This window comes from Streptomyces sp. NPDC051636 (assembly GCF_044453765.1).
Taxonomy (GTDB): Bacteria; Actinomycetota; Actinomycetes; order Streptomycetales; family Streptomycetaceae; genus Streptomyces.
Map to the genome: position 1 here is coordinate 162695 of NZ_JBITDA010000007.1, position 22260 is coordinate 184954.

Annotated in this window: 19 protein-coding genes; 7 read left to right on the top strand and 12 right to left on the bottom strand. The window is 71.4% G+C overall.

Going from position 1 to position 22260, the window contains the following annotated elements; genetic code table 11:
* Nucleotides 1-1731, bottom strand: a complete 1731-nt coding sequence (locus tag ACIBBH_RS15710; protein WP_399404791.1) for a fatty acyl-AMP ligase — start codon at nucleotides 1729-1731, stop codon at nucleotides 1-3.
* A 204-nt stretch (nucleotides 1732-1935) separates the two neighbouring features.
* Between ACIBBH_RS15710 and ACIBBH_RS15715 the strand changes: the two genes are divergently transcribed.
* Nucleotides 1936-3399: an MFS transporter gene (locus ACIBBH_RS15715; RefSeq protein ID WP_399404792.1), complete on the top strand. Its 1464-nt coding sequence runs from the start codon at nucleotides 1936-1938 to the stop codon at nucleotides 3397-3399.
* Between the two features lie 59 nt (nucleotides 3400-3458).
* On the opposite strand, the gene ACIBBH_RS15720 is transcribed toward ACIBBH_RS15715, so the two are convergent.
* From ACIBBH_RS15720 to ACIBBH_RS15750, 7 genes are all read right to left on the bottom strand, one after another.
* Nucleotides 3459-3662, bottom strand: a complete 204-nt coding sequence (locus tag ACIBBH_RS15720; RefSeq protein WP_399404793.1) for a hypothetical protein — start codon at nucleotides 3660-3662, stop codon at nucleotides 3459-3461.
* 243 nt (nucleotides 3663-3905) lie between these two features.
* Nucleotides 3906-5456 carry an acyl-CoA synthetase gene (locus tag ACIBBH_RS15725; RefSeq protein ID WP_399404794.1) on the bottom strand — a complete coding sequence of 517 codons (1551 nt, stop codon included), beginning with the start codon at nucleotides 5454-5456 and terminating at the stop codon, nucleotides 3906-3908.
* Nucleotides 5453-6565, bottom strand: a complete 1113-nt coding sequence (locus ACIBBH_RS15730; RefSeq protein ID WP_399404795.1) for a nitronate monooxygenase — start codon at nucleotides 6563-6565, stop codon at nucleotides 5453-5455. The genes ACIBBH_RS15725 and ACIBBH_RS15730 overlap by 4 nt, the downstream gene beginning before the upstream one ends.
* 55 nt (nucleotides 6566-6620) lie before the next feature.
* Nucleotides 6621-8210 carry a phytoene desaturase family protein gene (locus ACIBBH_RS15735; RefSeq protein ID WP_399404796.1) on the bottom strand — a complete coding sequence of 530 codons (1590 nt, stop codon included), beginning with the start codon at nucleotides 8208-8210 and terminating at the stop codon, nucleotides 6621-6623.
* Between the two features lie 275 nt (nucleotides 8211-8485).
* Complete coding sequence (locus tag ACIBBH_RS15740; RefSeq protein WP_399404797.1) at nucleotides 8486-10702, bottom strand: tetratricopeptide repeat protein; 2217 nt, start codon at nucleotides 10700-10702, stop codon at nucleotides 8486-8488.
* 121 nt (nucleotides 10703-10823) lie between these two features.
* Nucleotides 10824-11621: an oxygenase MpaB family protein gene (locus ACIBBH_RS15745; RefSeq protein WP_399405112.1), complete on the bottom strand. Its 798-nt coding sequence runs from the start codon at nucleotides 11619-11621 to the stop codon at nucleotides 10824-10826.
* Between the two features lie 343 nt (nucleotides 11622-11964).
* Entirely contained in the window at nucleotides 11965-13149 is a 1185-nt protein-coding gene (locus tag ACIBBH_RS15750; protein WP_399404798.1) for a PucR family transcriptional regulator, read from the bottom strand.
* Between the two features lie 206 nt (nucleotides 13150-13355).
* Here ACIBBH_RS15750 and ACIBBH_RS15755 point away from each other — a divergent pair, with 206 nt between their 5' ends.
* From ACIBBH_RS15755 to ACIBBH_RS15765, 3 genes are read left to right on the top strand one after another with little or no spacing between them, the layout of a single operon-like run.
* Nucleotides 13356-13937, top strand: coding sequence for an SDR family NAD(P)-dependent oxidoreductase (locus ACIBBH_RS15755; RefSeq protein WP_399404799.1), 582 nt, complete (start codon nucleotides 13356-13358; stop codon nucleotides 13935-13937).
* A complete protein-coding gene (locus ACIBBH_RS15760; protein ID WP_399404800.1) occupies nucleotides 13847-14947 on the top strand; it encodes an SDR family oxidoreductase in 1101 nt (366 codons plus the stop codon). Before ACIBBH_RS15755 ends, ACIBBH_RS15760 begins: the two co-directional genes overlap by 91 nt.
* A gap of 4 nt (nucleotides 14948-14951) precedes the next feature.
* The gene (locus ACIBBH_RS15765; protein WP_399404801.1) at nucleotides 14952-15761 is read left to right on the top strand and encodes an SDR family NAD(P)-dependent oxidoreductase; all 810 of its coding nucleotides are present in this window, start codon (nucleotides 14952-14954) and stop codon (nucleotides 15759-15761) included.
* A gap of 67 nt (nucleotides 15762-15828) precedes the next feature.
* Here the strand turns inward: ACIBBH_RS15765 and ACIBBH_RS15770 are convergent, their stop codons facing one another.
* On the bottom strand, nucleotides 15829-17007 hold the full coding sequence (locus ACIBBH_RS15770; protein WP_399404802.1) for an acyl-CoA dehydrogenase family protein: 1179 nt from the start codon (nucleotides 17005-17007) through the stop codon (nucleotides 15829-15831).
* Between the two features lie 381 nt (nucleotides 17008-17388).
* A complete protein-coding gene (locus ACIBBH_RS15775; RefSeq protein WP_399404803.1) occupies nucleotides 17389-17766 on the bottom strand; it encodes a four-helix bundle copper-binding protein in 378 nt (125 codons plus the stop codon).
* 129 nt (nucleotides 17767-17895) lie between these two features.
* Between ACIBBH_RS15775 and ACIBBH_RS15780 the strand changes: the two genes are divergently transcribed.
* From ACIBBH_RS15780 to ACIBBH_RS15790, 3 genes are all read left to right on the top strand, one after another.
* Complete coding sequence (locus ACIBBH_RS15780; RefSeq protein WP_399404804.1) at nucleotides 17896-18261, top strand: DUF6479 family protein; 366 nt, start codon at nucleotides 17896-17898, stop codon at nucleotides 18259-18261.
* A gap of 62 nt (nucleotides 18262-18323) precedes the next feature.
* The gene (locus ACIBBH_RS15785; RefSeq protein ID WP_399404805.1) at nucleotides 18324-18674 is read left to right on the top strand and encodes a hypothetical protein; all 351 of its coding nucleotides are present in this window, start codon (nucleotides 18324-18326) and stop codon (nucleotides 18672-18674) included.
* A 45-nt stretch (nucleotides 18675-18719) separates the two neighbouring features.
* Nucleotides 18720-20195, top strand: a complete 1476-nt coding sequence (locus ACIBBH_RS15790; protein WP_399404807.1) for a cytochrome bc complex cytochrome b subunit — start codon at nucleotides 18720-18722, stop codon at nucleotides 20193-20195.
* Here ACIBBH_RS15790 and ACIBBH_RS15795 read toward each other — a convergent pair.
* Both ACIBBH_RS15795 and ctaD read right to left on the bottom strand, forming a co-directional pair.
* Nucleotides 20147-20581 (bottom strand): cytochrome c oxidase subunit 4, encoded by a 435-nt coding sequence (locus ACIBBH_RS15795; RefSeq protein WP_399404809.1) that lies wholly within the window; start codon nucleotides 20579-20581, stop codon nucleotides 20147-20149. The genes ACIBBH_RS15790 and ACIBBH_RS15795 overlap by 49 nt on opposite strands.
* Nucleotides 20581-22242, bottom strand: a complete 1662-nt coding sequence (gene ctaD, locus ACIBBH_RS15800; RefSeq protein WP_399404811.1) for a cytochrome c oxidase subunit I — start codon at nucleotides 22240-22242, stop codon at nucleotides 20581-20583. Before ctaD ends, ACIBBH_RS15795 begins: the two co-directional genes overlap by 1 nt.
* Nucleotides 22243-22260: the final 18 nt, after the last annotated feature.

Here is a 22260-nt window from a genome sequence, read left to right on the forward strand (position 1 = left end):
TCAGGTGCCGGCGTCCGTCCTCCAGGCGCCCGCCAGGTACCGCTCACGGCACGCGCCGCGGGCGACCTTGCCGCTGGTCGTGTGCGGCACGCTGCCGGGCGGCACCAGGACGAAGTCGTGTACGGCGATGCCGTGCCGGGTGGCGACCGCCGCCCGCACCGCGTGTGTCACGTCCGGCCCGGAGATGTCGCCGGTGCTCGCGTCGCGGCCGTGCTCGGCCACGACGACGAGGCGTTCCCCGTCACCGCCGGCCACGGCGAAGGCGGCGATGCGGTGGGGGCGGATGGCCGGATGGGCGTCCTGGACGGTCCCTTCGATGTCGTGCGGATAGTGGTTGGTCCCGTCGATGATCACCAGGTCCTTCAGCCGGCCGGTCACATACAGCTGCTTGTCGTGCCACACGCCCAGGTCTCCGGTGCGCAGCCAGGGGCCGCTGTGTGCCTCTCCCCGGAGCACCGCGCGGAAGGTGGCTTCGCTCTGCTCGGTTCGCCCCCAGTAACCCCGTCCGGTGTTGGGGCCGCACAGCCAGATCTCACCGACCTGGCCGTCCTCTCGACGCTCACACGTGACCGGATCGACGATCGCGATCTCCTGACCGGTCGGCCGGCCGCATGCCACCAGTTCGACCACCGCTCGCTCGGCGGCCATGTCCACGGGACGGGCGGTGCCCTGGCCCAGCGCCTCCCGGTCGAAGGCGGTGACGGCCGGCTCCTCGCCGGCGGGAGAGGCGCTCACGAACACGGTCGCCTCGGCCAGTCCGTAGGAGGGACGCATGGTCGTACGCCGCATGCCGGCTGGGGAGAAGGCGGCCTGGAAACGTTCGAGGGTGGCCGGGGAGACGGGTTCACTGCCGTTGGCCATGGCTGCGACAGAGCCCAGCGAGAGCCCGGCACGCTCGTCGGGGTCCAACCGGCGGGCGCAGTAGTCGTAGGCGAAGTTGGGCGCCGCGGTCATCGCCCCGGTGTGCTCGCTCAGCAGGCGCAGCCAGCGCCCCGGTTGCTGGACGAAGGCCAGCGGGTCCATCAGCACCGAGGGCATGTGACCGACGACCGGCAGGACGGCCTGCACCACGAGTCCCATGTCGTGGTACAGCGGCAGCCATCCCACGGTGCGGTTGCGGCCTCGGCGGAGGTCGTAGGCCTCAAGGATCTGCCGCGCGTTGGCACACACCTGGGCGTGCGTGATCTCCACACCGGACGGAACGCGGGTGGAGCCCGAGGTGTACTGCAGGTACGCCACGTCGTCGGGCCGCGGTTCGCCGGGTGCGGCATCGCGGTGCGCCGTCTCCTCGCTCAGCTCCCGCTCGGTGAGGACGTGGCAGCCGGAGGCCAGACCGTGGGTCGCGCGGAAGTCCGTGAGCAACGGGCGCTGGCTCTCGACGGTGAGCAGCACCTTGGGGGTGGCGTCCTTGAGCACCGCGACGAGCTTGTCCCCGTGTCCCGGAAGGGACGGGGAGAACAAGGGGACGGCGATCGCTCCGGCACGCATGGCGGCGAAGAAGGCCACGACGTATTCCAGGCCCTGTGGCGCGACGACGGCGACCCGTTCACCTGCTGCCCCCGTCCGGCGCAGTCCGGCGGCGGCAGCACGTACCCGGCCCTCGAGCTGCCCCCAGCTCAGCGAGGAGACCGTTCCCTCCGTGTGCACGCTGTGGTCGACGAAGCTGAAGGCCGTTTCGTCGGGTGTGGAAGCGGCGACGCGGGCGAGGTGGTGGCTGAGTGTGTCTGTCACCGATGAGGGCACTGGCTCACCGAACCTTCTTTTCAGCATGCTGCGGACCGGTCGGCAATTCGCCGCCAGAAAAACACGCGGTGATCATCCTTTTTGGTCCGACACGCCGACACGGTCCGGCCACTGGGGGAGCCTGGTGACACTGAAGGACTTAGAGTTCGCATACGAATATCCGTGAATTCCTCGCCCGGAGACGGGAGGACGGTGCTGCATTCGTTCGGCCGGCTGCGTCTGTGGAGTGTCATCGCGGCCGTCGTCGGGTCCACGTTTCTGACGGCTCTGGACAACACGGTGGTGAATGTCGCCCTGCCGGATATGCGCACCCGGCTCGGACTGACCGAGACCGATGTGAAGTGGGTGGCGACCGCGTACCCGCTGGCACTGGCCGGATGTCTGCTGGGGGCCGGGCAGTTGACCGACAGCAAGGGACGGCGCTGGGCCCTGCTCACCGGGGTGGCGCTGTTCACGACGTCGTCGGCGTGCTGTGCCTTGTCGACCACGGGGATGATGCTGGTCTGTTGCCGCGGTCTGCAAGGTGCCGGCGCCGCGTTCGTCCTGCCGGCGTCCTTGGCGGTGATGACGCACGATCTGCCACCGGGGCTGCGCACGGTCACCTGCAGCGCGGTGACTTCCGCGCTGGCCTGTGCGCTGGCTTTCGGACCTGTGATCTCCGGTGTGGTGACGCAGCATCTGGGTTGGGAATGGCTTTTCCTCATCAACACACCTCTGGGGGTGTCCACCTTTGTTGTGGTCGCCGCGGCCGTTCCCGGCCTTTCCAGGCGCGGGAACCCCTCGGGTCCGCGTATGGGAGCGGCCATTCCGAACCGGCAGATCACGTGGGCGTGCGTTTTTCTGGCTGCCTTCGTCTACTGCCTGATCCAGGGTCCCGCCGACGGATTCACCGAGCCGCCCGTCGTGCTGTGCGGAGGCGTTGCCGCGATGAGCGCCACCGTGCTGTGCCGAGGAAAACCGTGCGGCCATCCGGTCCTGGGCGTACTCCTGCGGCAGCGGCCCTACAGCGGTGGGCTTGTCACCCAGTTGCTGTGGGGTCTTGGGGTGAGCGGCGTTTACTTCTACACCTGCCAGTTTCTGCAGAGCGGTTTGCGGCTCAGCCCAGCACAGGCGGGCCTGGCGTTCACTCCCGTCTTCTCGGCTCTCTTCCTCACAGCTCCGTTCGTGACCGCTCTGGCCAGGCGCTGGGGAGAGGCCCGGGTCTCCGCCGCGGGCCTGCTCCTGGTCGCCGTGGGACTACTGCTGCTCGCGCTGGGAAGCGGCCGCGGCGGGCTTGCCGGTCTGGTTCCCGGCTTGGCTGCGGTCGGCGTGGGCTCTGCGCTGGCCCTTCCCCTGACCACGCGGGCGCTGGCGTCCTCTCCCGGTCGTCTCGCCGGCTTCGCGGCCGGACTGTTCAGTGCCACACGCGAGGTGTCCGGGGTGTTCGGCATCGTGCTCGTAGGCGCCGTGGTGACGTTCGTGCAGCGCCTGTGTCTGTCCTGGCACCTCTCGCCCGGGGCCGCCTTGCTGACCGGCTATCAAGCAGGGCTGTGCGTGGCGGCGGCTCTGGTGGCGGCGGGAGTCCCCGTCGCCGTGTGGGCCCTGCGTCGCCACCACGAACCCGTCGGGGAGGTTGCCTGCCAGGTCCCTGATCCGTCGCCGGACCCGAAGCGGTGACCCGGGCGGAGCCAGAAGCTTTCCGGCGCCATCATGGGGGCGACGAGGCGCCACCCTTCTTACCGGCAGGACCCGGGCCGGTGCCCCTCCCGCGAGGCCGGCGGCTCGTCGGTGTCGGCCGGTGTCGCCAAGGAGGTGAAGATCATGCGCAGGATGTCCGCGGTGGTCGCCTCGTCGAAGAGGCTCGGCGGGCGTCCGCCTTCGCCGGCCGCGCCGTTGTGACGGCCCGAGGGGCGAGCGGAGGCCCGAGCAGCCATGTCCACGAGCGCTTCGGTCCTTTCGTGCACCACGCCTGCGGCTCGACGGGTGCCCTCCCGTGACCGGAGCCCACCCTCACCTGCGGCACCGGTCACAGCCGGTGTCCCGGCGCCCTCACCCCCTCGATGGTGCGCGACGTCCCGCGATCCGCCCTGCCGCGCCACGGCAAGAAGAGGTCAAGGATGTACGCGATGGCGGTCCCCCGCAGGGTCCGGGCGGCCTGTCGTGGTCGAACAGCCGCTCACGGGTCACACGGGCCGGGTACGGCCCTCCCAGTACGGCTCGCGCAGTCGGCGCTTGTACAGCTTGCCGTTGGGATCGCGGGGCATTTCGGTGATGAAGTCGACGCTCTTGGGGCGCTTGTAGCCGGCGAGCCCCTCGGCGCAGTGGTCGAGGAGGGCGGCGGCAAGGGCGGGTCCCGGTGTGTGGCCGGGGGCGGGTTCGACGACGGCCTTGACCTCCTCGCCCCAGTCGTCGTGCGGGATGCCGAAGACGGCGGCGTCGGCGACGGCGGGGTGGGCGAGCAGCACGGACTCGATTTCGGCGGGATAGACGTTGACCCCGCCCGAGATGATCATGTCGATCTTGCGGTCGCGCAGGAAGAGAAAGCCGTCCTCGTCGAGGTAGCCGAGGTCGCCGACGGTGAAGAAGTCACCGATGCGGTTCTTCCGCGTCTTGTGCTCGTCCTTGTGGTAGCTGAAGCCGCCGGTGCTCATCTTCATGTACACGGTGCCGAGTTCGCCGGGCGGCAGCCGGTTGCCGTCGTCGTCGAAGACCGCGAGTTCGCTGATGGGCCAGGCCTTGCCGACGGTGCCGGGTTTCTTCAGCCAGTCCTCGGCGGTGGCGAAGGCCCCACCGCCCTCGCTGGCGGCGTAGTACTCCTCCACGCAGTCGCCCCACCAGTCGATCATGGCCCGTTTCACGTGGTCGGGGCAGGGTGCGGCGCCGTGGATGGCGTGCCGCACGGAGGAGACGTCGTAGCGCGCCTTCACCTCGTCGGGGAGGGCGAGCAGGCGGTGGAACTGGGTGGGGACCATGTGCGTGTGCGTGCACCGCCGGGTGTCGATGAGGCGGAGCATCTCCTCGGGCGTCCACTTGTCCATCAGCACCAGGCGGTGCCCGAGGTGCAGGGACGCGCCCGCGAACTGCAGGACAGCCGTGTGGTACAGCGGCGAGCAGACCAGGTGGACGTTGTCGTCGAAGGGCCTGATGCCGAAGATGCCGAGGAACCCGCCGAGATATGCCTCCTCGGGCCGCTTGCCGGGCAGCGGGCGGCGGATGCCGCGAGGGCGTCCGGTGGTGCCCGAGGTGTAGTTCATGACCCAGCCGAGCTCGCGGTCGGCGGGCGCCGACTGCGGTTGCCCGTCGAGGAGTTCGGCGTACGGGCGGAAGCCGTCGACCGCGCCGGCCGCGTACCGGTGGGTGGCGGGCAGGCCCGCCTCGTCGGCGGCGTGGCGGGCTGGAGCGGCGAACCGTTCGTGGGCGATGAGTACTTTCGCGCCGGAGTCGGAGACGATCCAGGCGATCTCGGGTCCGACGAGGTGGTGGTTGACGGGGACGAGGTAGAACCCGGCCTGGGTGGCGGCCAGGTACGCGGTGACGAACTCGACGCCGTTCGGCAGGACGACCGCGAAGGCGTCGCCGCGTTGCAGGCCGGCGGCGCGCAGGCCGTGGACGAGCCGGTTGGCGGCGGCGTGCAGGCGTCCGGCGGTCCACTCCGTGCCGTCGGGGGCGACGAGGACCGTGCGGTCGGGGTCGGCGGTGGCCTGGGCCCAGAAGCCCGTAGGGGGTGTGCTCACGACTGGCCGCTCCTTCCGGCGATGCGGTCGAGACGGTCGACGGCCTGCTCGAAGCCGCGGGTGAGGTCGTCGAAGACGGCCTGCACGCCGCGTTCACTGTTCATCCGGCCGACGATCTGGCCGACGGGGGTGCCGAGCAGCGGGTCGACCTCGTACTTCTGGATGCGGGAGACCGCCTCGGCGACCAGCAGGCCCTGCAACGGCATGGGCAGGGTGCCGGGGCCCGCGGGGTCGTCCCAGGCGTCGGTCCATTCGGTACGGAGCTGGCGTGCGGGCTTCCCGGTCAGGGCGCGGGAGCGGACGGTGTCGCCGGAGCCGGCGGCGAGGAGCTTTCGGGTCAGGGCGGGCGAGTGCAGGTCCGCCTCCGTGGTGGTCAGCCATATGGAGCCCAGCCACACACCCTGGGCGCCGAGTGTGAGGGCTGCCGCCACCTGCTGTCCGCTGCCGATGCCACCCGCGGCCAGCACGGGCAGCGGGGCCACGGCCTCGACCACCTCGGGCGTGAGCACCATGGAGGCGATCTCGCCGGTGTGGCCGCCCGCCTCGTAGCCCTGCGCCACGACGATGTCGATCCCCGCGTCCTTGTGCTTGCGGGCGTGCCGGGCGCTGCCCGCGAGCGCGGCGACCAGTACGTTCCGGTCGTGGGCGCGGGTGACGACGTCGGCGGGTGGTGAGCCGAGGGCGTTGGCGAGGAGTCTGATCGGGTAGTCGAAGGCGACGTCGAGCTGGGCGCGGGCGACCTGCTCCATCCAACCGGTGATCCGCCACCCGGACGCCCCGCCCTCGGCGAGTTCGGGCACGCCGTACTTGGCGAGGGTGTCCTGGACGAACTGCCGGTGCCCCTCGGGGATCATCGCCTCGGCGTCGGCCTCGGTCACGCCCTCGACCTTCTTGGCGGGCATGACGACGTCCAGCCCGTAGGGCCTGCCGTCCACGTGTGCCTCGATCCAGTCGAGGTCGCGCTTGAGGTCGTCGGGGGCCGTGTAGCGGACCGCGCCGAGCACTCCGAAGCCGCCGGCCCGGCTGATGGCCGCGGCGACGGCGGGGAACGGCGTGAAGCCGAAGACGGCGTGCTCGACTCCCAGTTTCTTGCTCAGCTCCGTCTGCATGGGGCGCAGGATGCCGCAGTCCCCCGAAGGACGGAAGGCTCTTTCTGATGCTACGTCAGATTTTCCGGGGCAGATTCCCGTCACGCCTGCTCCCCAGGACCGCCATGGCCGCGTTGTGCCCCGGCACCCCGCTCACTCCTCCCCCGCGCACGGCGCCCGCTCCGCACAGCAGGACGTTGGCGTGCCGCGTCTCCACGCCCCAGCGGCCGGTGTCCTCCTGGGCGTACGGCCAGGCGACGGCGCGGTGGAAGATGTTGCCGCCGGGCAGGCGCAGGTCCCCTTCCAGGTCCAGCGGGGTCTTCGCCTCGATGCAGGGGCGGCCGTCCGCGTCGGTCGCCAGGCAGTCGGTGAGGGGCTCGGCGAGGTGGGCGTCGAGCTGGGCCAGGGTCGACTTCAGCAACTCGTCGCGGACGGCGTCGTTGTCCCGGGCGAAGAGCCGGGCGGGGGTGTGCAGGCCGAAGAGGGTGAGGGTCTGGTAGCCGCGTTCGACCAGCTCGGTCCCGAGGATGGTGGGGTCGGTGAGGGAGTGGCAGTAGATCTCCGAGGGGGGTGCGGCGGGGAGGCGGCCGGACGCGGCCTGGGCGTGGGCGGTGGCGAGTTGCTCGTAGCCCTCGGCGATGTGGAAGGTGCCGGCGAAGGCCTCGCGTGGGTCGACATCGGCGTCGCGCAGCCTCGGCAGCCGCTTGAGCAGCATGTTCACCTTCAGCTGAGCGCCCTCGGCGGGGGCCGGGGCCGGGTCGCCCATGAGGGCCGCGAGCTCCTGCGGGGAGGCGCCCACGAGGACGTGGCGTGCGGCGACGGTGCCCTCGGCATCGGCCGTGCGGTAGGTGACCTCGGCCCAGTGCCCGTCGGTGTCGATGCGGACCGCCTCATGTCCGGTGGCAAGCACCGCGCCCGCCTGGCGCGCGGCGGTGGCCAGCGCGTCGGTCAGGGCGCCCATGCCGCCGACGGGCACGTCCCAGGCGCCGGTGCCGCCGCCGATGACGTGGTAGAGGAAGCAGCGGTTCTGGGCCAGGGAGGGGTCGTGGGCGTCGGCGAAGGTGCCGATGAGGGCGTCGGTGAGGACGACGCCCCGCACCAGGTCGTCGCCGAAGTTCTCCTCGATCGCCACCCCGATCGGTTCCTCGAACAGGGCCCGCCAGGCGGCCTCGTCGTCGACGCGGCCGCGCAGCTCCTCGCGGGTGGGCAGGGGTTCGGTGAGCGTGGGGAAGACCCGCTGGGCGACGTGGCCGGTCATGCCGTAGAAGCGCTGCCACGCCTCGTACTCACGCGTTCCGCCGGTCAGCCGGGCGAAGGCCTCCCGGGTGCGCCGATCGCCGCCGCCGACGAGCAGTCCGGTGGGCCGCCCGGACCGCTCGACGGGGGTGTACGACGAGATGGTGCGCCCCCGGACGCGGAAGTTCAGGCCCAGGTCGCGCACGATCTTCTTCGGCAGCAGGCTGACCAGGTAGGAGTAGCGCGACAGACGGGCGTCGACCCCGGCGAACGGACGCGTGGACACGGCCGCGCCGCCCGTGCGGTGCAGCCGCTCCAGCACCAGCACCGACCGGCCGGCCCGGGCCAGGTAGGCGGCGGCGACCAGGCCGTTGTGGCCGCCGCCGACGATGACGGCGTCGTAGGTGCGGTGTTCCTCGCTTGCAGGCATGGTTCTTCGTAACACGCGATGATCTACGTCGGCCAGAGGCGTGCCGGGCGCTCCGCGCGGGTCGCCGGGCCGGGTCACCTCACCCGCGGCGCCGGACCACGCCGGACCGGGATCGGTGCGGGCCGGACGGCAGCCCGCCATGCCCGCCCGGCCCGGCGACCGCCGGACGCACACCTGTGGCGCGGCACCGCCACCGCCGGCACGGCTCGACGCCCGACGCGCCTGCTCCGCCGTGCCGGGCCGCACGGTGCCGTGCCGCACGGCACCGTGCCCGCTCAGCGGCCGCCCGACGCCCGCTGCTGCCGCAGCACCGCCACCCTCCGGTACAGCTCGACGGCCTCCGTACCCCGGCCCAGTTGTTCCAGGCAGTGGGCCTCGTCGTTGCGGCTGGCGAGGGTGTCGGGGTGGCCGGCGCCGAGGACGCGCTCGCGGGCGGCGGCGACGCGCTGGTACTCGGCCAGCGCGTCGGACCAGCGGCCGAGCCAGCCCAGACCGACGGCGACCTCGCGGCGGCTGACGAGGGTGTCGGGGTGGTCGGGGCCGAGGACGCGCTCGCGGAGGGCGCACACGTCGCGGGACTCGGCGAGGGCCTCCTCCCAGCGGCCGAGGCGGCCGAGGTTCACGCCGAGGCCGTGCCGGGCGCGCAGGGTCTCGGGGTGGGCCGGGCCCTGGACGCGGGTGCGGTCGTCGATCAGGTCGCGGTAGAGCCGGAGGGCTTCGGCACTGCGGCCGAGTCGGCCCAGGCTGATGCCGACCTCGTAGCGGGCGGCGAGGGTGTCGGGGTGGTCGGGGCCGAGGGCCTTCGCGCGTGCCTCGGCGACCTCGCGGTAGGTCCGCAGGGCCTCCTCCCAGCGACCCGACTGGCCGAGTGCGTAGGCGACTTCGTACCGGGTGACCAGGGTGTCGGGGTGGTGGGGGCCGAGGACGCGGGCGCGGGCGGCGGCCACCTCGCAGGCCATGCGGTAGGAGTCGTCGAGGCGGCCGAGCCGGCTGAGGTTGAAGGCGAGGTTGTGGCGGCAGCGCAGGGTGTCGGGGTGGTCGGCGCCCATGGTGCGCTCCCGGGCGGCCAGTACGGACGTGTAGGCCTGGTGGGCGTCGAAGTGGCGGTCCAACTGACCGAGGACGTACGCCACTTCCTGGCGGGCGGCGAGGGTGTCGGGGTGGTCGGCGCCCAGCAGGCGCTCTCTCGCCCGGGCGACCTCCGTGTACGCGCGCAGCGCGTCGGCGGTGCGGCCGGTGCGGCTCAGGGTGAAGGCAAGTTCGTAGCGGCTGGCCAGGGTGTCGGGGTGGTCCGGGCCGAGCAGCCGCGCGCGTTCCGCGGCGACCGCCCGGTGCTCGTCGCCCGCCTCCGCCCAGCGCCCGAGCCGGCCCAGGCCGAGGGCCGCGTGGTGCCGTCCGGCGAGCGCGGCGACGGCCTCCGGAGGCGGGCCGGAGGGAACCCGCGCCTGCGGGAGCACGGTGACCCGGCGGGCGATCCACTCGCCGGTGAGTGCCGCCCCGGGGTCCGGGGGCGGGCCGGACAGCCCGGCGCCGGCCGCCTTGTGGCCGGTGGTCATCCCCCGGGTCCAGGACGGCAGGAGTGCCTCGCGGGAGGCCGGCTCGGCTTCCCGGGGCTGCGGGCCGACCACGGTCGGCACGTACCCGGCCCGGCCGGCGATGATCCGGCGGCCCAGCTCGCGGGCGTCGCGGGGCCGCTGCTCGGGCCGCTTGGCCAGCAGGTCCAGGATGATCCTCTCCAGGTAGACCGGCAGCTCGGCGCGGTGGCCGCGCGGCGGCCGGGGCGGGGTGTCCCGGTGGCCGACCAGGATCGCCCAGGCGTCCTCCAGGTCGAACGGCGGTACCCCGGTGGCGATCTCGTACAGCACGCAGCCCAGCGAGTACAGGTCGCTGCGCTGGTCGACCTCGTCGCCGCCGATCTGCTCCGGGGACATGTAGTGCGGGGTGCCCATGGCGATGCCGGTGCCGGTCAGCCGGGAGGTGAAGCCGATGTCGTGGCCGAGACGGGCTATGCCGAAGTCGCAGATCTTCACCGTGCCGTCGGTCAGCCGCACGATGTTCGCCGGCTTCAGGTCCCGGTGGACGATGCCCTGCTGGTGGGTGCAGGCGAGGGCGGCGGCGACCTGCTCGGCGATGTCGACGACGTCGGCGACCGGCAGCGGATGGTGTTTGTTGTCCTCCAGGAACTGGCTGAGGTTGCGGCCCTGGAGCAGCTCCATCACCAGGTAGAGGAAGCCGTCGGACTCGCCGAAGTCGTGGACGACGGTGACCCCGCGGTGCGAGAGCGCGGCGGCCACCCGGGCCTCGCGGCGGAACCGCTCCCTGAGGACGCGGGTGAAGGCGTGGTCGTGCTGCGGGCCGAGCGGCTTGAGGCACTTCACGGCGACCTGCCGGCCCAGGGACTCGTCCCGGGCGCGCCACACCTCGCCCATCCCGCCCCGCCCGATCAGGTCCAGCAGTCGGTACCGGCCCTGGATCAGCCTGGAGTCCGCCATCGCGCGCCGTCGCCCCCGTCGCTGTTCGCCCAGCCCCTCCCCCAGGGGGATGGCGTCAAGGTGCGGCCGCGCGCAGCCGGCCCGGTCCGTGACACATCCCCCGCTCGTCCAGTATGGCGGCCTATCGCCCGACTTTGTACGGTGCCGGGCGCGCGCCCAGTCCGAGCCTCGCCATGGCGCGCAGGATGTGTTTGGGCGGGAGTTGCCAGCGCAGACGTGCGGGAACGCGGCGCAGCAGGGTGCCCGTGGCGCGCAGCCGCCGGGTGACGGTGGCGGGTGCGGGGGCCGGTCTGCCGTACAGCTCGTGGGCGTACGGCGGCAGGGAGGCGTACGCCAGGTGCGCCACGCGCCGCCACAGCACCTCGCGCACCGGGACCAGCAGGGGGTGCGCCGGGGGGCGGAGCAGGAAGTCGTCCACGGCGCGTGCCTCGGCTCCCGCGGCCAGCTGCGGCCGGACCTGCTCGAAGTACGCGGCCATCTCGGCTCTGTCGGTGGGTACGGTCCCGGCATCGAGGCCCACCAGGCGGGCGCTGACCCGGTGTTCGGCCATGTACCGGTCGGCCTGGGCGTCGGTGAGGGGGAAGCCGGAGCGGCGCAGCACGTGCAGGTAGGAGTCGATCTCCGCGCAGTGCACCCACAGCAGCAGCCCGGGCTCGTCGACGCCGTACCGCTCCCCCGTCTCGGGATCGGTCGCCTTCAGCATCGCGTGGATCTTCCGCACCCGGGCGCCGGCCCGCTCGGCGGCCTCGGTCGTCCCGTACGTCGTCGTCCCGACGAAGTCGGCGGTACGCAGCAGCCGCCCCCAGGCATCGCGCCGGAAGTCGGAGTTCTGCAGGACACCGCGCACCGCGCGCGGGTGCAGCGCCTGGAGGTAGAGCGCGCGGATCCCGGCGACCCACATCATGGGGTCGCCGTGCATCTGCCAGGTCACGGAGGACGGTGTGAACAGCCCCGGATCGCCTGCCCCTGATATCTCCACATCGGCAGGGTAGGCCCTGTCCGCGAATTCCCGCCCGCGCTGCACCCCTGACCCGACACCCACCGCGGCCATGGGGCACGGCGGCCCTCGTCCGTACCCCGGTCGGTGATGAATCGGCGGAACTCGCCCTCGTCCATTGCCGGGGCCGCCGCCCGCGACGAGCTTTCGGCGCCCGCTGTCTCGCGCACGTCCTTGTGGTTTCCCTCCCGGAACGTGAACGCCGATACAAGGCTGACGGCGCACAGGGCGCTGACGTATCAGGGGAAAAACCTGACAGATGGCGTCAGTCCAGCGGCGGGTGCGGTGACGGAGGCGCCGACCGCAGCTCGCGTGCCGCCAGCGCCCAGCTGATCTCAACTGTCGTATCCGGCGAGTCGAGGCGGACGCCGGTCAGTTCCTCGAAACGCCGGAGACGGTAGCGGACCGTGTTGGCATGCACGTGCGAGATCCGCGCGACCTCGCCGATACGCCGTCCTGTCTCCAGGTACAGCCGCACCGACTGCTCGATGAGCGTGCCGAACTCCCCTTCCGCGTCAAGTGGTTGCAGATAGCGGGCAAGGAGCGTTCTGGAGAGTTCCGGCTCGGCGACGACCGCCGCTCGCCAGGACAGATCGCCCAGGTCGTACACGCCGCTCAGGCCGTAGGCACCGGCCGCGTCGAGCAAGCGGCCGGCGGTCCGGAACGACCGGTGGACCTCACCCAGTTCCGTCGGCGGGCCGAGCCCCGCGGTCACCTCCAGTTCACCGATGACGGGTCTGGCCTCCACGACTCCCGCGATCGTCTCGTCCAGCACGGCGAGCATCGCGGTGCGGCCGTGCGGACGGCACAGCGTCTCCAGTGCCCGCTCCAGCCGGTCAAGGCCGAGACCGCCTCTCGGCAAGGCTCTGATGGCCTGGTAGCGCTGCGACGGGTCCAGCCCGTAGATCGCGGCACCGCTGTGGATCTCCACCGCACTGAGCGTCCCGTAGAGCAGGCCGCGCAGAAAGTCCGCGCGGCGACGGGCATCGAACAGGGCGGCGGCGACTTCCGCCTGGCGATGCACCGAGGCGATCTGCAGGCTTTCGGTGTCGGCGAGCTCCCACAAGGCCTTGGTGCGTTCGACAATCAGGAGGGGGTCGAGTCCGTGACGGGCCGCTTCCGAGATGAACAGATCGCGTATCGCTCCCAGCGCCCCTCTGAAGGCGCGCAGACCGTCGCCGAGCGGCACCCCTCGAGCCGCCCGGTCCCGGGCAACGTCCGCCTCGTCGATGTCCTCGGGCGCGGGCACCCAGCCGTCGCGCAGCACTGCGAGCGCACGCCTGAAGTGCCGGGACCACACCTCCTCGATCAGCTCGCGAGGTACGGCGCGGTAGGACGGAATGCGGTCGGCCAGGCTCGTGTGCAGCCGGTCGCCGACCTCGTCCGCCTGGGCGCGCATGGCGTCTATCACCGCGTCCAGGGCCTCTTCGGCGGCCTGCTGTCCGGCCATGGGCCTCACCTCTGACATCACACGTGCGTTGTAGGAGCGAACAATATGCCCCCCGTCAGCCTTTGCCGAAGAGCCATCGACAGTGCGCCCGCGGGACCCGCACAGTGACGTGACCGGCGGAACGTGGTCGGCAGGCGGAACGCGGTGCCGCGGGCAAAGGAGACGCTGTGGAAGAGGCAACAGGGTCCGAGGACCAGGTCGCTGTCGTGACTGGCGCCGGCTCACGGGGCGACGGCATCGGGAACGGCCGTGCCGCGGCAGTGTTGCCGGCACGCCGCGGCGCGCGGGTCGCGCTGGTCGACAGCGTGCCGGACCACGCCCGGCCAACCCGGTCCATGATCGAGGCCGAAGGCGGCACATGCCGCGTCATCGAAGCCGACGTGACGGACCCGCGGTCCTGCGCCGCGGCTGCGGAGCATGTCGCCGGAGTCCGGGGCGGGGTGGATGTACCCGTCAACAACGGCGGGGCCGGCGGCCCTGCGGGCGATGTGGTGGAGGTCGATCCGCGCGCCTGGGAGGAGTGCCACAGCGTCAACGTCACGTCCGTGATGCTGATGTCCAAGCACTGCGTACCGTATATGCGGCGGGCGGGCGCCGGTTCCATCGTCCACGTGTCGTCCGTGGCCGGGCTGATCGGTGGACACCCCGACATCTCCTGTCCGGTCACCAAGGCGCGATCATCCAGCTCACCCGCGGCATGGCGGCGCGGCACGGACGCGAGGGAATCCGGGTCAACGCCGTCGCGCCGGGCATGGCCTGCACCCCGATGGCCGCCACCGAGCAGATGACGGACGAGGTACGCGAGATCCGCCGCGAGCGGTCATCGCTCGGCACCGAAGGCACCGGCTGGGACGTCGGCGAGGCGGTCGCCTTCCTCGCCGGGCGCCGTGCCCGCTGGATCACCGGGGTGGTGCTTCCCGTCGACGCGGGCACGACCGCAGGCCGTGAGCCCTCGCCGAATCTGGTGCGGGACAGCACCCGCGTACGAGGGAAGTGCCACCGGTGGCGCACAGGGCATGACGTGCAGACACCGGGCGGCGAAAGCGCCGGCACGCCTCGGACAGGGCCCCGTCAAGGAGCCGGCCGGGACTTCGCTCAGCAGATATTTCCCGCTTTTTCTGAAGTGAACGGTATGGAGGTTGCCATGACCACGGAAGACAACGCGTTGCGCGGTGGTGCCGCCGGGGCCGGCCCCCGTCTCACCCCGCTGGCCGAGGACGACTGGGACTCCCGGACCCGCCAGCTGCTCTCCCTGGCCTCACGGGATGCGGGAGGCCGGGTCCCCAACGTCTTCACCACCCTCGTACGCCATCCCGATCTCTACGAGCGGTTCATGCCCTTCGGCGGTTATCTGCTGCGCAGCGGCCGGCTGCCGGGCCGGGTGCGTGAACTGCTGATCCTGCGTACCGCGTACCACACCCGGGCCTCGTACGAATGGGGGCGGCACGTCCCACTGGCGAAGGCGGCCGGCGTCACCGAGGCCGAGATCGAACGCATTCTCCAAGGGCCGGACGCCGACGGATGGGCGGAGCCCGAAAGCCACCTGCTGCGCGCCGCCGACGAACTCCACCGCGAAGCACGGCTCTCCGATGCCACCTGGAAGGTCCTCTCCGCCCACTATGACGATGCCGGCCTGGTGGAAATCACCATGCTGGTGGGCCAGTACCACATGGTGGCGTTCTTCTTGAACTCTGCCGGTACAGAACTCGATCCCGGTTTCGGCCCGGCGGCTTTCCCCGCATCCGCCGAGGGCACCACGGGGACCTCGAACCCGGCACACTCCACCGAAGGGATATGAGGGCATGAGCGACGTGCAGCAACCACAAACCACTGCCGCTCGCCGCTTGGCCGGCCGCAGGGTGCTGGTCATCGGCGCGGGCACCCGGCCCGGCGACGACCCGGAGGCTCCCGTGGGCAACGGCCGGGCCATTGCTGTCCTCGCCGCACGCGAGGGCGCGGCCGTCGCCTGCGCCGACATATCCTCCGACGCCGCCGCGGCCACCGCCGGGCTCGCCTGCGCGGAGGGCGCCGACGCCATCACCGTCGTGGGTGATGCCACGGACCCGAAACAGTCCTCCGAGATGGTCGCCGAGGCACGCCGCCGCCTCGGCGGCCTGGACGCCATCGTGGTCAACGTCGGCGACGGTCTGGGCTCCGGTCTGGCGAACACCTCGCCCCAGGACTGGGAACGCGTGATATCGCTCAACCTGGGTGCTCCCTTCCTGGCGGCCAAGTACGGCCTGCCCGAACTCGCCGACGGCGGCGCGATCGTCCTGATCGGCTCGGTCGCCGGACTTCGCGCGGCCACCAACTCCCCCGCGTACGACAGTTCCAAGGCGGCGCTGTTCGGTCTCATCCGTCATGTCGCCAAAGAAGGCGCACCACGCGCCATCCGTGCCAATCTGGTCATCCCTGGTCTGATCGACACTCCGATGGGCCGAAGCGCCTCCGCACGGCGGGCCTCGAGGACCGCCTCGTTCGAACGGATCCCGCTCGGCCGCCAGGGCACAGCCTGGGAAGTGGCCGAGGCCGTCACCTTCCTGCTCTCCGACCGAGCCTCCTACATCACGGGGCAGAGTCTGGTGGTGGACGGTGGGCTGAGCGCGGTCTGACGCAGTCCGCCCGCGTGGTCGATGACGCCGAGGACGTGCATGTGATCGGTCTCGTCCCCCCTGGGCGCTAACGCCGTACCCGCGGCATCCCCAGACCGATCCACGAGATGATCTCGCGCTGGATCTCGTTGTTGCCGCCGCCGAAGGTGAAGATCACCGCCGAGCGGTAGCCGCGTTCCAGTTCGCCGTGCAGGACCGCGCCCGCCGAGCCCTCCTTCAGCGGGCCGGCGGCGGCGAGGATCTCCAGGAGCCAGGCGTAGGCGTCCCGGCGGGCCTCGGACCCGTAGACCTTGACCGCGGAGGCGTCCTGGGGGGTGAGCGTGCCTTCCTGGACGGCGGTGACCATCTGCCAGTTGAGGAGCTTCAGGGCGTCGAGGCGGGTGTGGGTCCGGGCGAGCAGGCGGCGCACCCAGGGCAGGTCGACGACGCGGCGCCCGTCGACGAGTTTGGTCTCCATCGCCCAGCGCTGGACGTCGTGCAGGGCGCGGATCGCCATGGTGCCGTGGGCGGCGAGGGTGACGCGTTCGTGGTTGAGCTGGTTGGTGATCAGCCGCCAGCCCTGGTTCTCGGCGCCGACCCGGCGGGAGACCGGGACGCGGACGTTCTCGTAGTAGCTGGCGGTGGTGTCGTGCGAGGCGAGGGTGTTGATGACGGTGCAGGAGTAGCCGGGGTCGGAGGTCGGCACCAGCAGCATGGTGATGCCCTTGTGCGGCGGGGCGTCGGGATCGGTGCGCACCGCCAGCCACACCCAGTCGGCGGTGTCGCCGTTGGTCGTCCAGATCTTCTGGCCGTTGACGACGTATCCGTCGCCGTCCCGTACCGCGCGGGTCTTCAAGGCTGCCAGGTCAGTGCCCGCGTCGGGCTCGCTGTAGCCGATCGCGAAATCGATCTCCCCGGAGAGGATGCGCGGCAGGAAGTACGCCTTCTGCTCCTCGGTGCCGAACTGCATGATCGTCGGGCCGACCGTGTTCAGCGCCATCAGGGGCAGGGGGACGCCTGCCTGCGCGGCCTCGTCGAAGAAGATGAACTGCTCCATGGGCGTCAGACCGCGCCCGCCGTACTCCTTCGGCCAGCCCACGCCGAGCCGGCCGTCGGCGCCGAGCCGGCGGATGGTGTCGCGGTAGAAGCGCTTCTGGGTGGCCGGGTCGGTGTAGCGGGCGTAGGCGTTGTCCGGTACCAGGTCGGCGAAGTAGGCGCGCAGTTCGGTGCGCAGCCGCTGCTGCTCGGGCGTGTGGTCGAGGTGCACGGCGCCTCCAGGCTCCCAAGGCCGGTCGGTCCTGACGGCGCACACCGTAGAACGTGTTTCAGAAATTGGGAATGGGCTGCCTCGGGGAAGTCGAGCAGGGGCCTGTCCGGCGGATCAAGTCGCGGGAAATCGGCGGTGCCTCGTCGACGCAGGTGAGCGGGGCGAATGGGGGTGCCCCGCGCGAGCCGGTTCGGGCGTGCGGGAGCGTCCAGCCGCAGGGGCGGAGGAGGGGGTCGACGCGGAGTATCGGCGACCGACGACAACGCCGGCGGGGGCGCCGCCCGCTCGAAGCCGAGAGTGGGGGAGGGCATGCCAAGCCCCGGTGTCCGCGGCATGATCCGCCGGACAGGCCCTGGTCAGCCGGACCACGTCATCCGTACCTCAGCGCAGCGTCGCGATGAACTCCGTGCAGGCCCGCGCGCACGCCCGGCAGGCCGCCGCGCTCTCCTCCGCGCCGGGCTGCGCGTCGAAGGCGTGCGCGCACTCCAGGCAGACGGTCCGGCACAGCTCCAGCTGGACGCGGATGCCGGTCTCGTCCAGGCAGTTGTGCTCGGACAGCACACGGCAGGTCGCGTCGCACACCTCGGCGCACATGATGCCCCGGCGCCGCGCCTGCTCCTGCCCCTCGGTTCCGCCCGGGTCCAGGAGGCTCGCGCGCAGCGCACACGCCCGGGCGCACTCCGTACACGCCTGCGCACACGCGAAGCGGTCCTCCAGGAACCGGTAGAGCTCCTGTTGGGAAGTCGTCGTCGGTGTCACATTGGCCGGGTAGCCGGGGCCCGCCGGGTCAAACACGGCCGTCGGTACCGTGGCGGCCGTCGCCGAGCGTCGAAGCACAGTCACCGAAGGTGTCCGGTTCGCCCTGTTCTGGAGGGGTATTCACCTGGTATGAGTTCCGCATCGATGCAGATGGCCGCCGCGAGCGGCCTGATGAGTCTGGTTCTCTTCGTGGTGGCCGTTGCCGTGCTGGCGATACTGGGCGGGGGCTTCTGGCTGACCTCCCGCATCAAGTACAGCGAGTCGCCCCGGCCTCGCCCCGAGGAACAGCCGCACCTGCCGCCCGACGGCGCGGTGCACGAGGTCCGGCAGAACCGGGAGCCCGACGAGGTGCCCCGGACACCGAAGGGCGGTCGTCCCCTCACGCCGTACGAGCTGACCAACATGCACACCCGGCCCAGCGAGTCGAAGGACCGGCCGCGCTGGAGCAAGGGGTCGAGCGGTTCGTTCGGCGGTGGCGGGCTGGGCGCCCACTGACAGCTCCGGCACACACATACGCAACATCGCCGCGCACTCCCCGTACGAAGGAAGTGAGATACATGGCGGGCTCAGGCCACAGCGCCCTGCCCCTGCCCGACTACGACCAGCTGCCGATCGGCGGTCTGGAGAGCCGCGTGCGGTCGCTGAGCGCCGAGGAGGTCGAGGAGTTGCTCGCGCACGAGCGGACCCACGCCGACCGGCCCCAGGTGACCGAGCTGCTGGAACACCGGCTCGAGCAGCTGCAGGCGGGCGCCGCGCCCACGTCCGGTGATCCGCAGGGTCTGCGCCCCGAGCACGGCGAGGCCCGCGCGGGCTCCCCGGTCGGTCCGGCGACCTCGTCTCAGCCCCTCAGCCCGCCCCCGCACGGCACGCCGGACCAGCGGGGCAAGCCCAAGGGCGACCGTACGTAGGGCCGGCCGTGTTTTCCGGGGCGGGGCGGTGGGCACCCGTGCGCCGTGCTGCTGAGGAGATGGGGACCAGGTGCCCGGCGCGCCGCCGGCCGGCTGGACGCCCGCCTCCCTCTGTCCGAGGGGGGCGGCCTGCTGCGCAAGGCCTTCCCCGACCACTGGTCGTTCTTCCTGGGCGAGCTCGCCCTCTACAGCTTCGTCGTCCTGCTGGTGACCGGCGTCTGGCTCACCCTCTTCTTCCATCCGTCGATGACCGAGGTCGTCTACGACGGCTCGTACCGCCCGCTGGACGGAGTGCGGGTGTCGGAGGCGTACCGCTCGACGCTGCACATCAGCTTCGACGTGCGCGGCGGCCTGCTGATCCGCCAGCTGCACCACTGGGCGGCCCTGGTCTTCCTCGCCGCGATCGGCACGCACCTGCTGCGGGTCTTCTTCACCGGCGCCTTCCGCCGTCCCCGTGAGCTCAACTGGATGATCGGCGTGACGCTGTTCCTGCTGGCGCTCGCCGAGGGCTTCGCCGGCTACTCACTGCCGGACGACCTGCTGTCGGGCACGGGCCTCAGGATCGCGCAGGGCATCATGCTGTCGGTCCCGGTGGTGGGGACGTATGTGAGCATGTTCGCGTTCGGTGGCGAGTTCCCCGGGCACGACCTGATCCCCCGGCTGTACGCGCTGCACATCCTGCTGCTGCCCGGGTTGCTGCTCGCGCTGGTCAGCCTCCATCTGATCCTGGTCTTCCATCTCAAGCACACGCAGTGGGCGGGCCGGGGGCCCACCGAGCGCAATGTCGTGGGCAAGCCCATGGTGCCGCAGTTCACGGCGCGTTCGGGCGGCCTGTTCTTCATGGTGTGCGGGGTGCTGACACTGCTCGCCGGGCTCGCGCAGATCAACCCGGTCTGGGTGTACGGCCCCTACCGGCCGGACACCGTCTCGACGGGGTCGCAGCCCGACTGGTACGTCGGCTTCCTGGAGGGCGCGCTGCGGCTCGTGCCGCCGTGGGAGACGGCGGTCGCCGGGCACACCGTGATGTGGAACGTCCTGCTGCCCGCCGTGGTGCTGCCGCTGGCACTGTTCGCGGTGCTGTACGCGTATCCGTTCCTGGAGGCCCGCTTCACCGCGGATCGCGGGGAGCACCATCTGTGCGACCGGCCGCGTGACGTGCCGGTGCGGACGGGGCTCGGGACGGCGGCGATCTGCTTCTACGGCGTCCTCCTCGCGGCGGGCGGCAACGACGTCATCGCGCACACCTTCCGGATCTCGCTGAACGCGCTGACCTGGTTCTTCCGGATCGCCCTGCTGGTCCTTCCGCCGCTCGCCCTCCTCGTGACCCGGGCGGTGTGCCTGGCGCTGCGCGAGGCGGACCTGGAACGGCTGACGGAGGGCGAGGAGACGGGCGAGATACGGCAGACCATCACCGGCGGCTACGAGGAGCCGAGTCTGCCGCTGGACGACGAGCGGCGGTACGTGCTGAAGGCCTACGGGGTGCTGTCCGAGCGGGACTCCGCGGACGGCCCGGAGGACTGAGCGTCCCGGTCGGCGTACTGCAGGACCATGCCGACGACCCCGGATCCGAGCACGCCCAGGCCGATCAGGGCCAGCCACAGGCCGAAGACGACGCCGAGGGCGAGCAGGACGGCCCCGAGCGCGATGGTGACGGGCCAGGGGCTGTGCGGCGGGAAGAAGGCGACGGGCCCGGCGGTCTCCACGACCTCGGCGTCGGGGCGGTCCTGCGCCCGCTCGCCGTGCCGGCGGTGCTGGACGTGCAGGAAGAACGCGACCAGCCCGGCCATCACGCAGGCCAGGGCGAGGGCGGCGGTGCCGGCGGGTTCGGCGGAGCGCCGGCCGTAGCCGACGGCGGTGACGGCGAAGAACGCCGCCACACCGGTGAAAAGGCGGGCCTCGGTGCGCATCACGCCTCCTTCGGTATCTCCGGGTGATGCAGGTCGAACGCGGGGGACTCGGAGCGGATGCGGGGCAGGGCGGTGAAGTTGTGGCGCGGGGGCGGGCAGGAGGTGGCCCACTCCAGTGAGCGGCCGTAGCCCCAGGGGTCGTCGCCGTCCGCCCGGCGGCCGTGGTGGGCGGTGCGCCAGACGTTGTAGAGGAACGGCAGCGTGGACACGCCCAGCAGGAAGGCGCCGGCCGAGCTGATGGTGTTCAGGAGCGTGAAGCCGTCGGCGGGCAGGTAGTCGGCGTAGCGGCGGGGCATACCTGCCTCGCCGAGCCAGTGCTGGACGAGGAAGGTGGTCTGGAAGCCGGTGAACAGCGTCCAGAAGTGGATCTTTCCGAGGCGTTCGTCGAGCAGCCGCCCGGTGAGTTTCGGCCACCAGAAGTAGAAGCCCGCGAACATCGCGAAGACGACCGTGCCGAACAGCACGTAGTGCAGGTGCGCCACGACGAAGTACGAGTCGGTCAGGTGGAAGTCGAGCGGCGGCGAGGCGATCAGGACACCGCTCATGCCGCCGAGCAGGAACGTGACCAGGAAGCCGCAGGACCAGAGCATCGGCGTCTCGAAGGACAGCGAACCGCGCCACATGGTGCCGATCCAGTTGAAGAACTTCACGCCGGTCGGCACCGCGATGAGGAACGACATCAGCGAGAAGAACGGCAGCAGCACGGCGCCCGTGGCGAACATGTGGTGGGCCCACACCACCGAGGAGAGCATGGTGATCGCGATGGTGGCGCCGATCAGGCTGAAGTAACCGAAGACGGGCTTGCGGCTGAACACCGGGATGATCTCGGTGACGATGCCGAAGAACGGCAGCGCCACGATGTAGACCTCGGGATGGCCGAAGAACCAGAACAGGTGCTGCCACAGCAGCGCACCGCCGCTCGCCGCGTCGTAGATGTGCGCGCCGAACTTCCGGTCCGCCTCCAGGGCGAGCAGGGCGGCGGTGAGCACCGGGAACGCGGGCAGGACGAGGATCGAGGTGAACAGCACGTTCCAGGTGAAGACCGGCATCCGGAACATGGTCATGCCGGGGGCGCGCAGGCACAGGATCGTGGTGATGAAGTTGACCGCGCCGAGGGTCGTGGAGACGCCGGTCACCACCAGGCCCATGGTCCACAGATCGCCGCCCGAACCGGGGCTGTGCACGGCGCTGTTGAGCGGCGCGTAGGCGAACCAGCCGAACCCCGCCGCTCCCCCGGGCACCAGGAAGCCCGAGATCACCATCAGGCCGCCGAAGAGGTACAGCCAGTACGACAGGGCGTTCAGGCGCGGGAACGCCACGTCCGGAGCGCCGATCTGCAACGGCATGACCGCGTTGGCGAACCCGGCGAACATCGGCGTCGCGAACAGCAGCATCATGACCGTGCCGTGGATCGTGAACAGCTGGTCGTACTGGCTCTCCGTGACCAACTGCAGGCCCGGCCGGGCGAGTTCGGCCCTCATGAGCAGGGCCAGGACGCCGCCGAAGAGGAAGAAGGAGAAGGCGGTCGTGAGGTAGAGGTTGCCGATGACCTTGTGATCGGTCGTGGTCACCCAGCGCAGCAGCGCGCGGCCCAGCGGCGAGCGCCGCACCGGCCGCGGCGGCACCGGACGCGACCGGGCCGACGTGTTGTCCACCACCATGCGCCGCCGGGTACCCCG

Coding starts and splice junctions, on each gene's coding strand:
- ACIBBH_RS15730 (WP_399404795.1), bottom strand. CDS start 6,565: ATGCAGACGGAGCTGAGCAAGAAACTGGGAGTCGAGCACGCCGTCTTC.
- ACIBBH_RS15735 (WP_399404796.1), bottom strand. CDS start 8,210: ATGCCTGCAAGCGAGGAACACCGCACCTACGACGCCGTCATCGTCGGC.
- ACIBBH_RS15740 (WP_399404797.1), bottom strand. CDS start 10,702: ATGGCGGACTCCAGGCTGATCCAGGGCCGGTACCGACTGCTGGACCTG.
- ACIBBH_RS15745 (WP_399405112.1), bottom strand. CDS start 11,621: ATGCACGGCGACCCCATGATGTGGGTCGCCGGGATCCGCGCGCTCTAC.
- ACIBBH_RS15750 (WP_399404798.1), bottom strand. CDS start 13,149: ATGGCCGGACAGCAGGCCGCCGAAGAGGCCCTGGACGCGGTGATAGAC.
- ACIBBH_RS15760 (WP_399404800.1), top strand. CDS start 13,847: ATGGCGGCGCGGCACGGACGCGAGGGAATCCGGGTCAACGCCGTCGCG.
- ACIBBH_RS15765 (WP_399404801.1), top strand. CDS start 14,952: ATGAGCGACGTGCAGCAACCACAAACCACTGCCGCTCGCCGCTTGGCC.
- ACIBBH_RS15780 (WP_399404804.1), top strand. CDS start 17,896: ATGAGTTCCGCATCGATGCAGATGGCCGCCGCGAGCGGCCTGATGAGT.
- ACIBBH_RS15785 (WP_399404805.1), top strand. CDS start 18,324: ATGGCGGGCTCAGGCCACAGCGCCCTGCCCCTGCCCGACTACGACCAG.
- ACIBBH_RS15795 (WP_399404809.1), bottom strand. CDS start 20,581: ATGCGCACCGAGGCCCGCCTTTTCACCGGTGTGGCGGCGTTCTTCGCC.
- ctaD (WP_399404811.1), bottom strand. CDS start 22,242: ATGGTGGTGGACAACACGTCGGCCCGGTCGCGTCCGGTGCCGCCGCGG.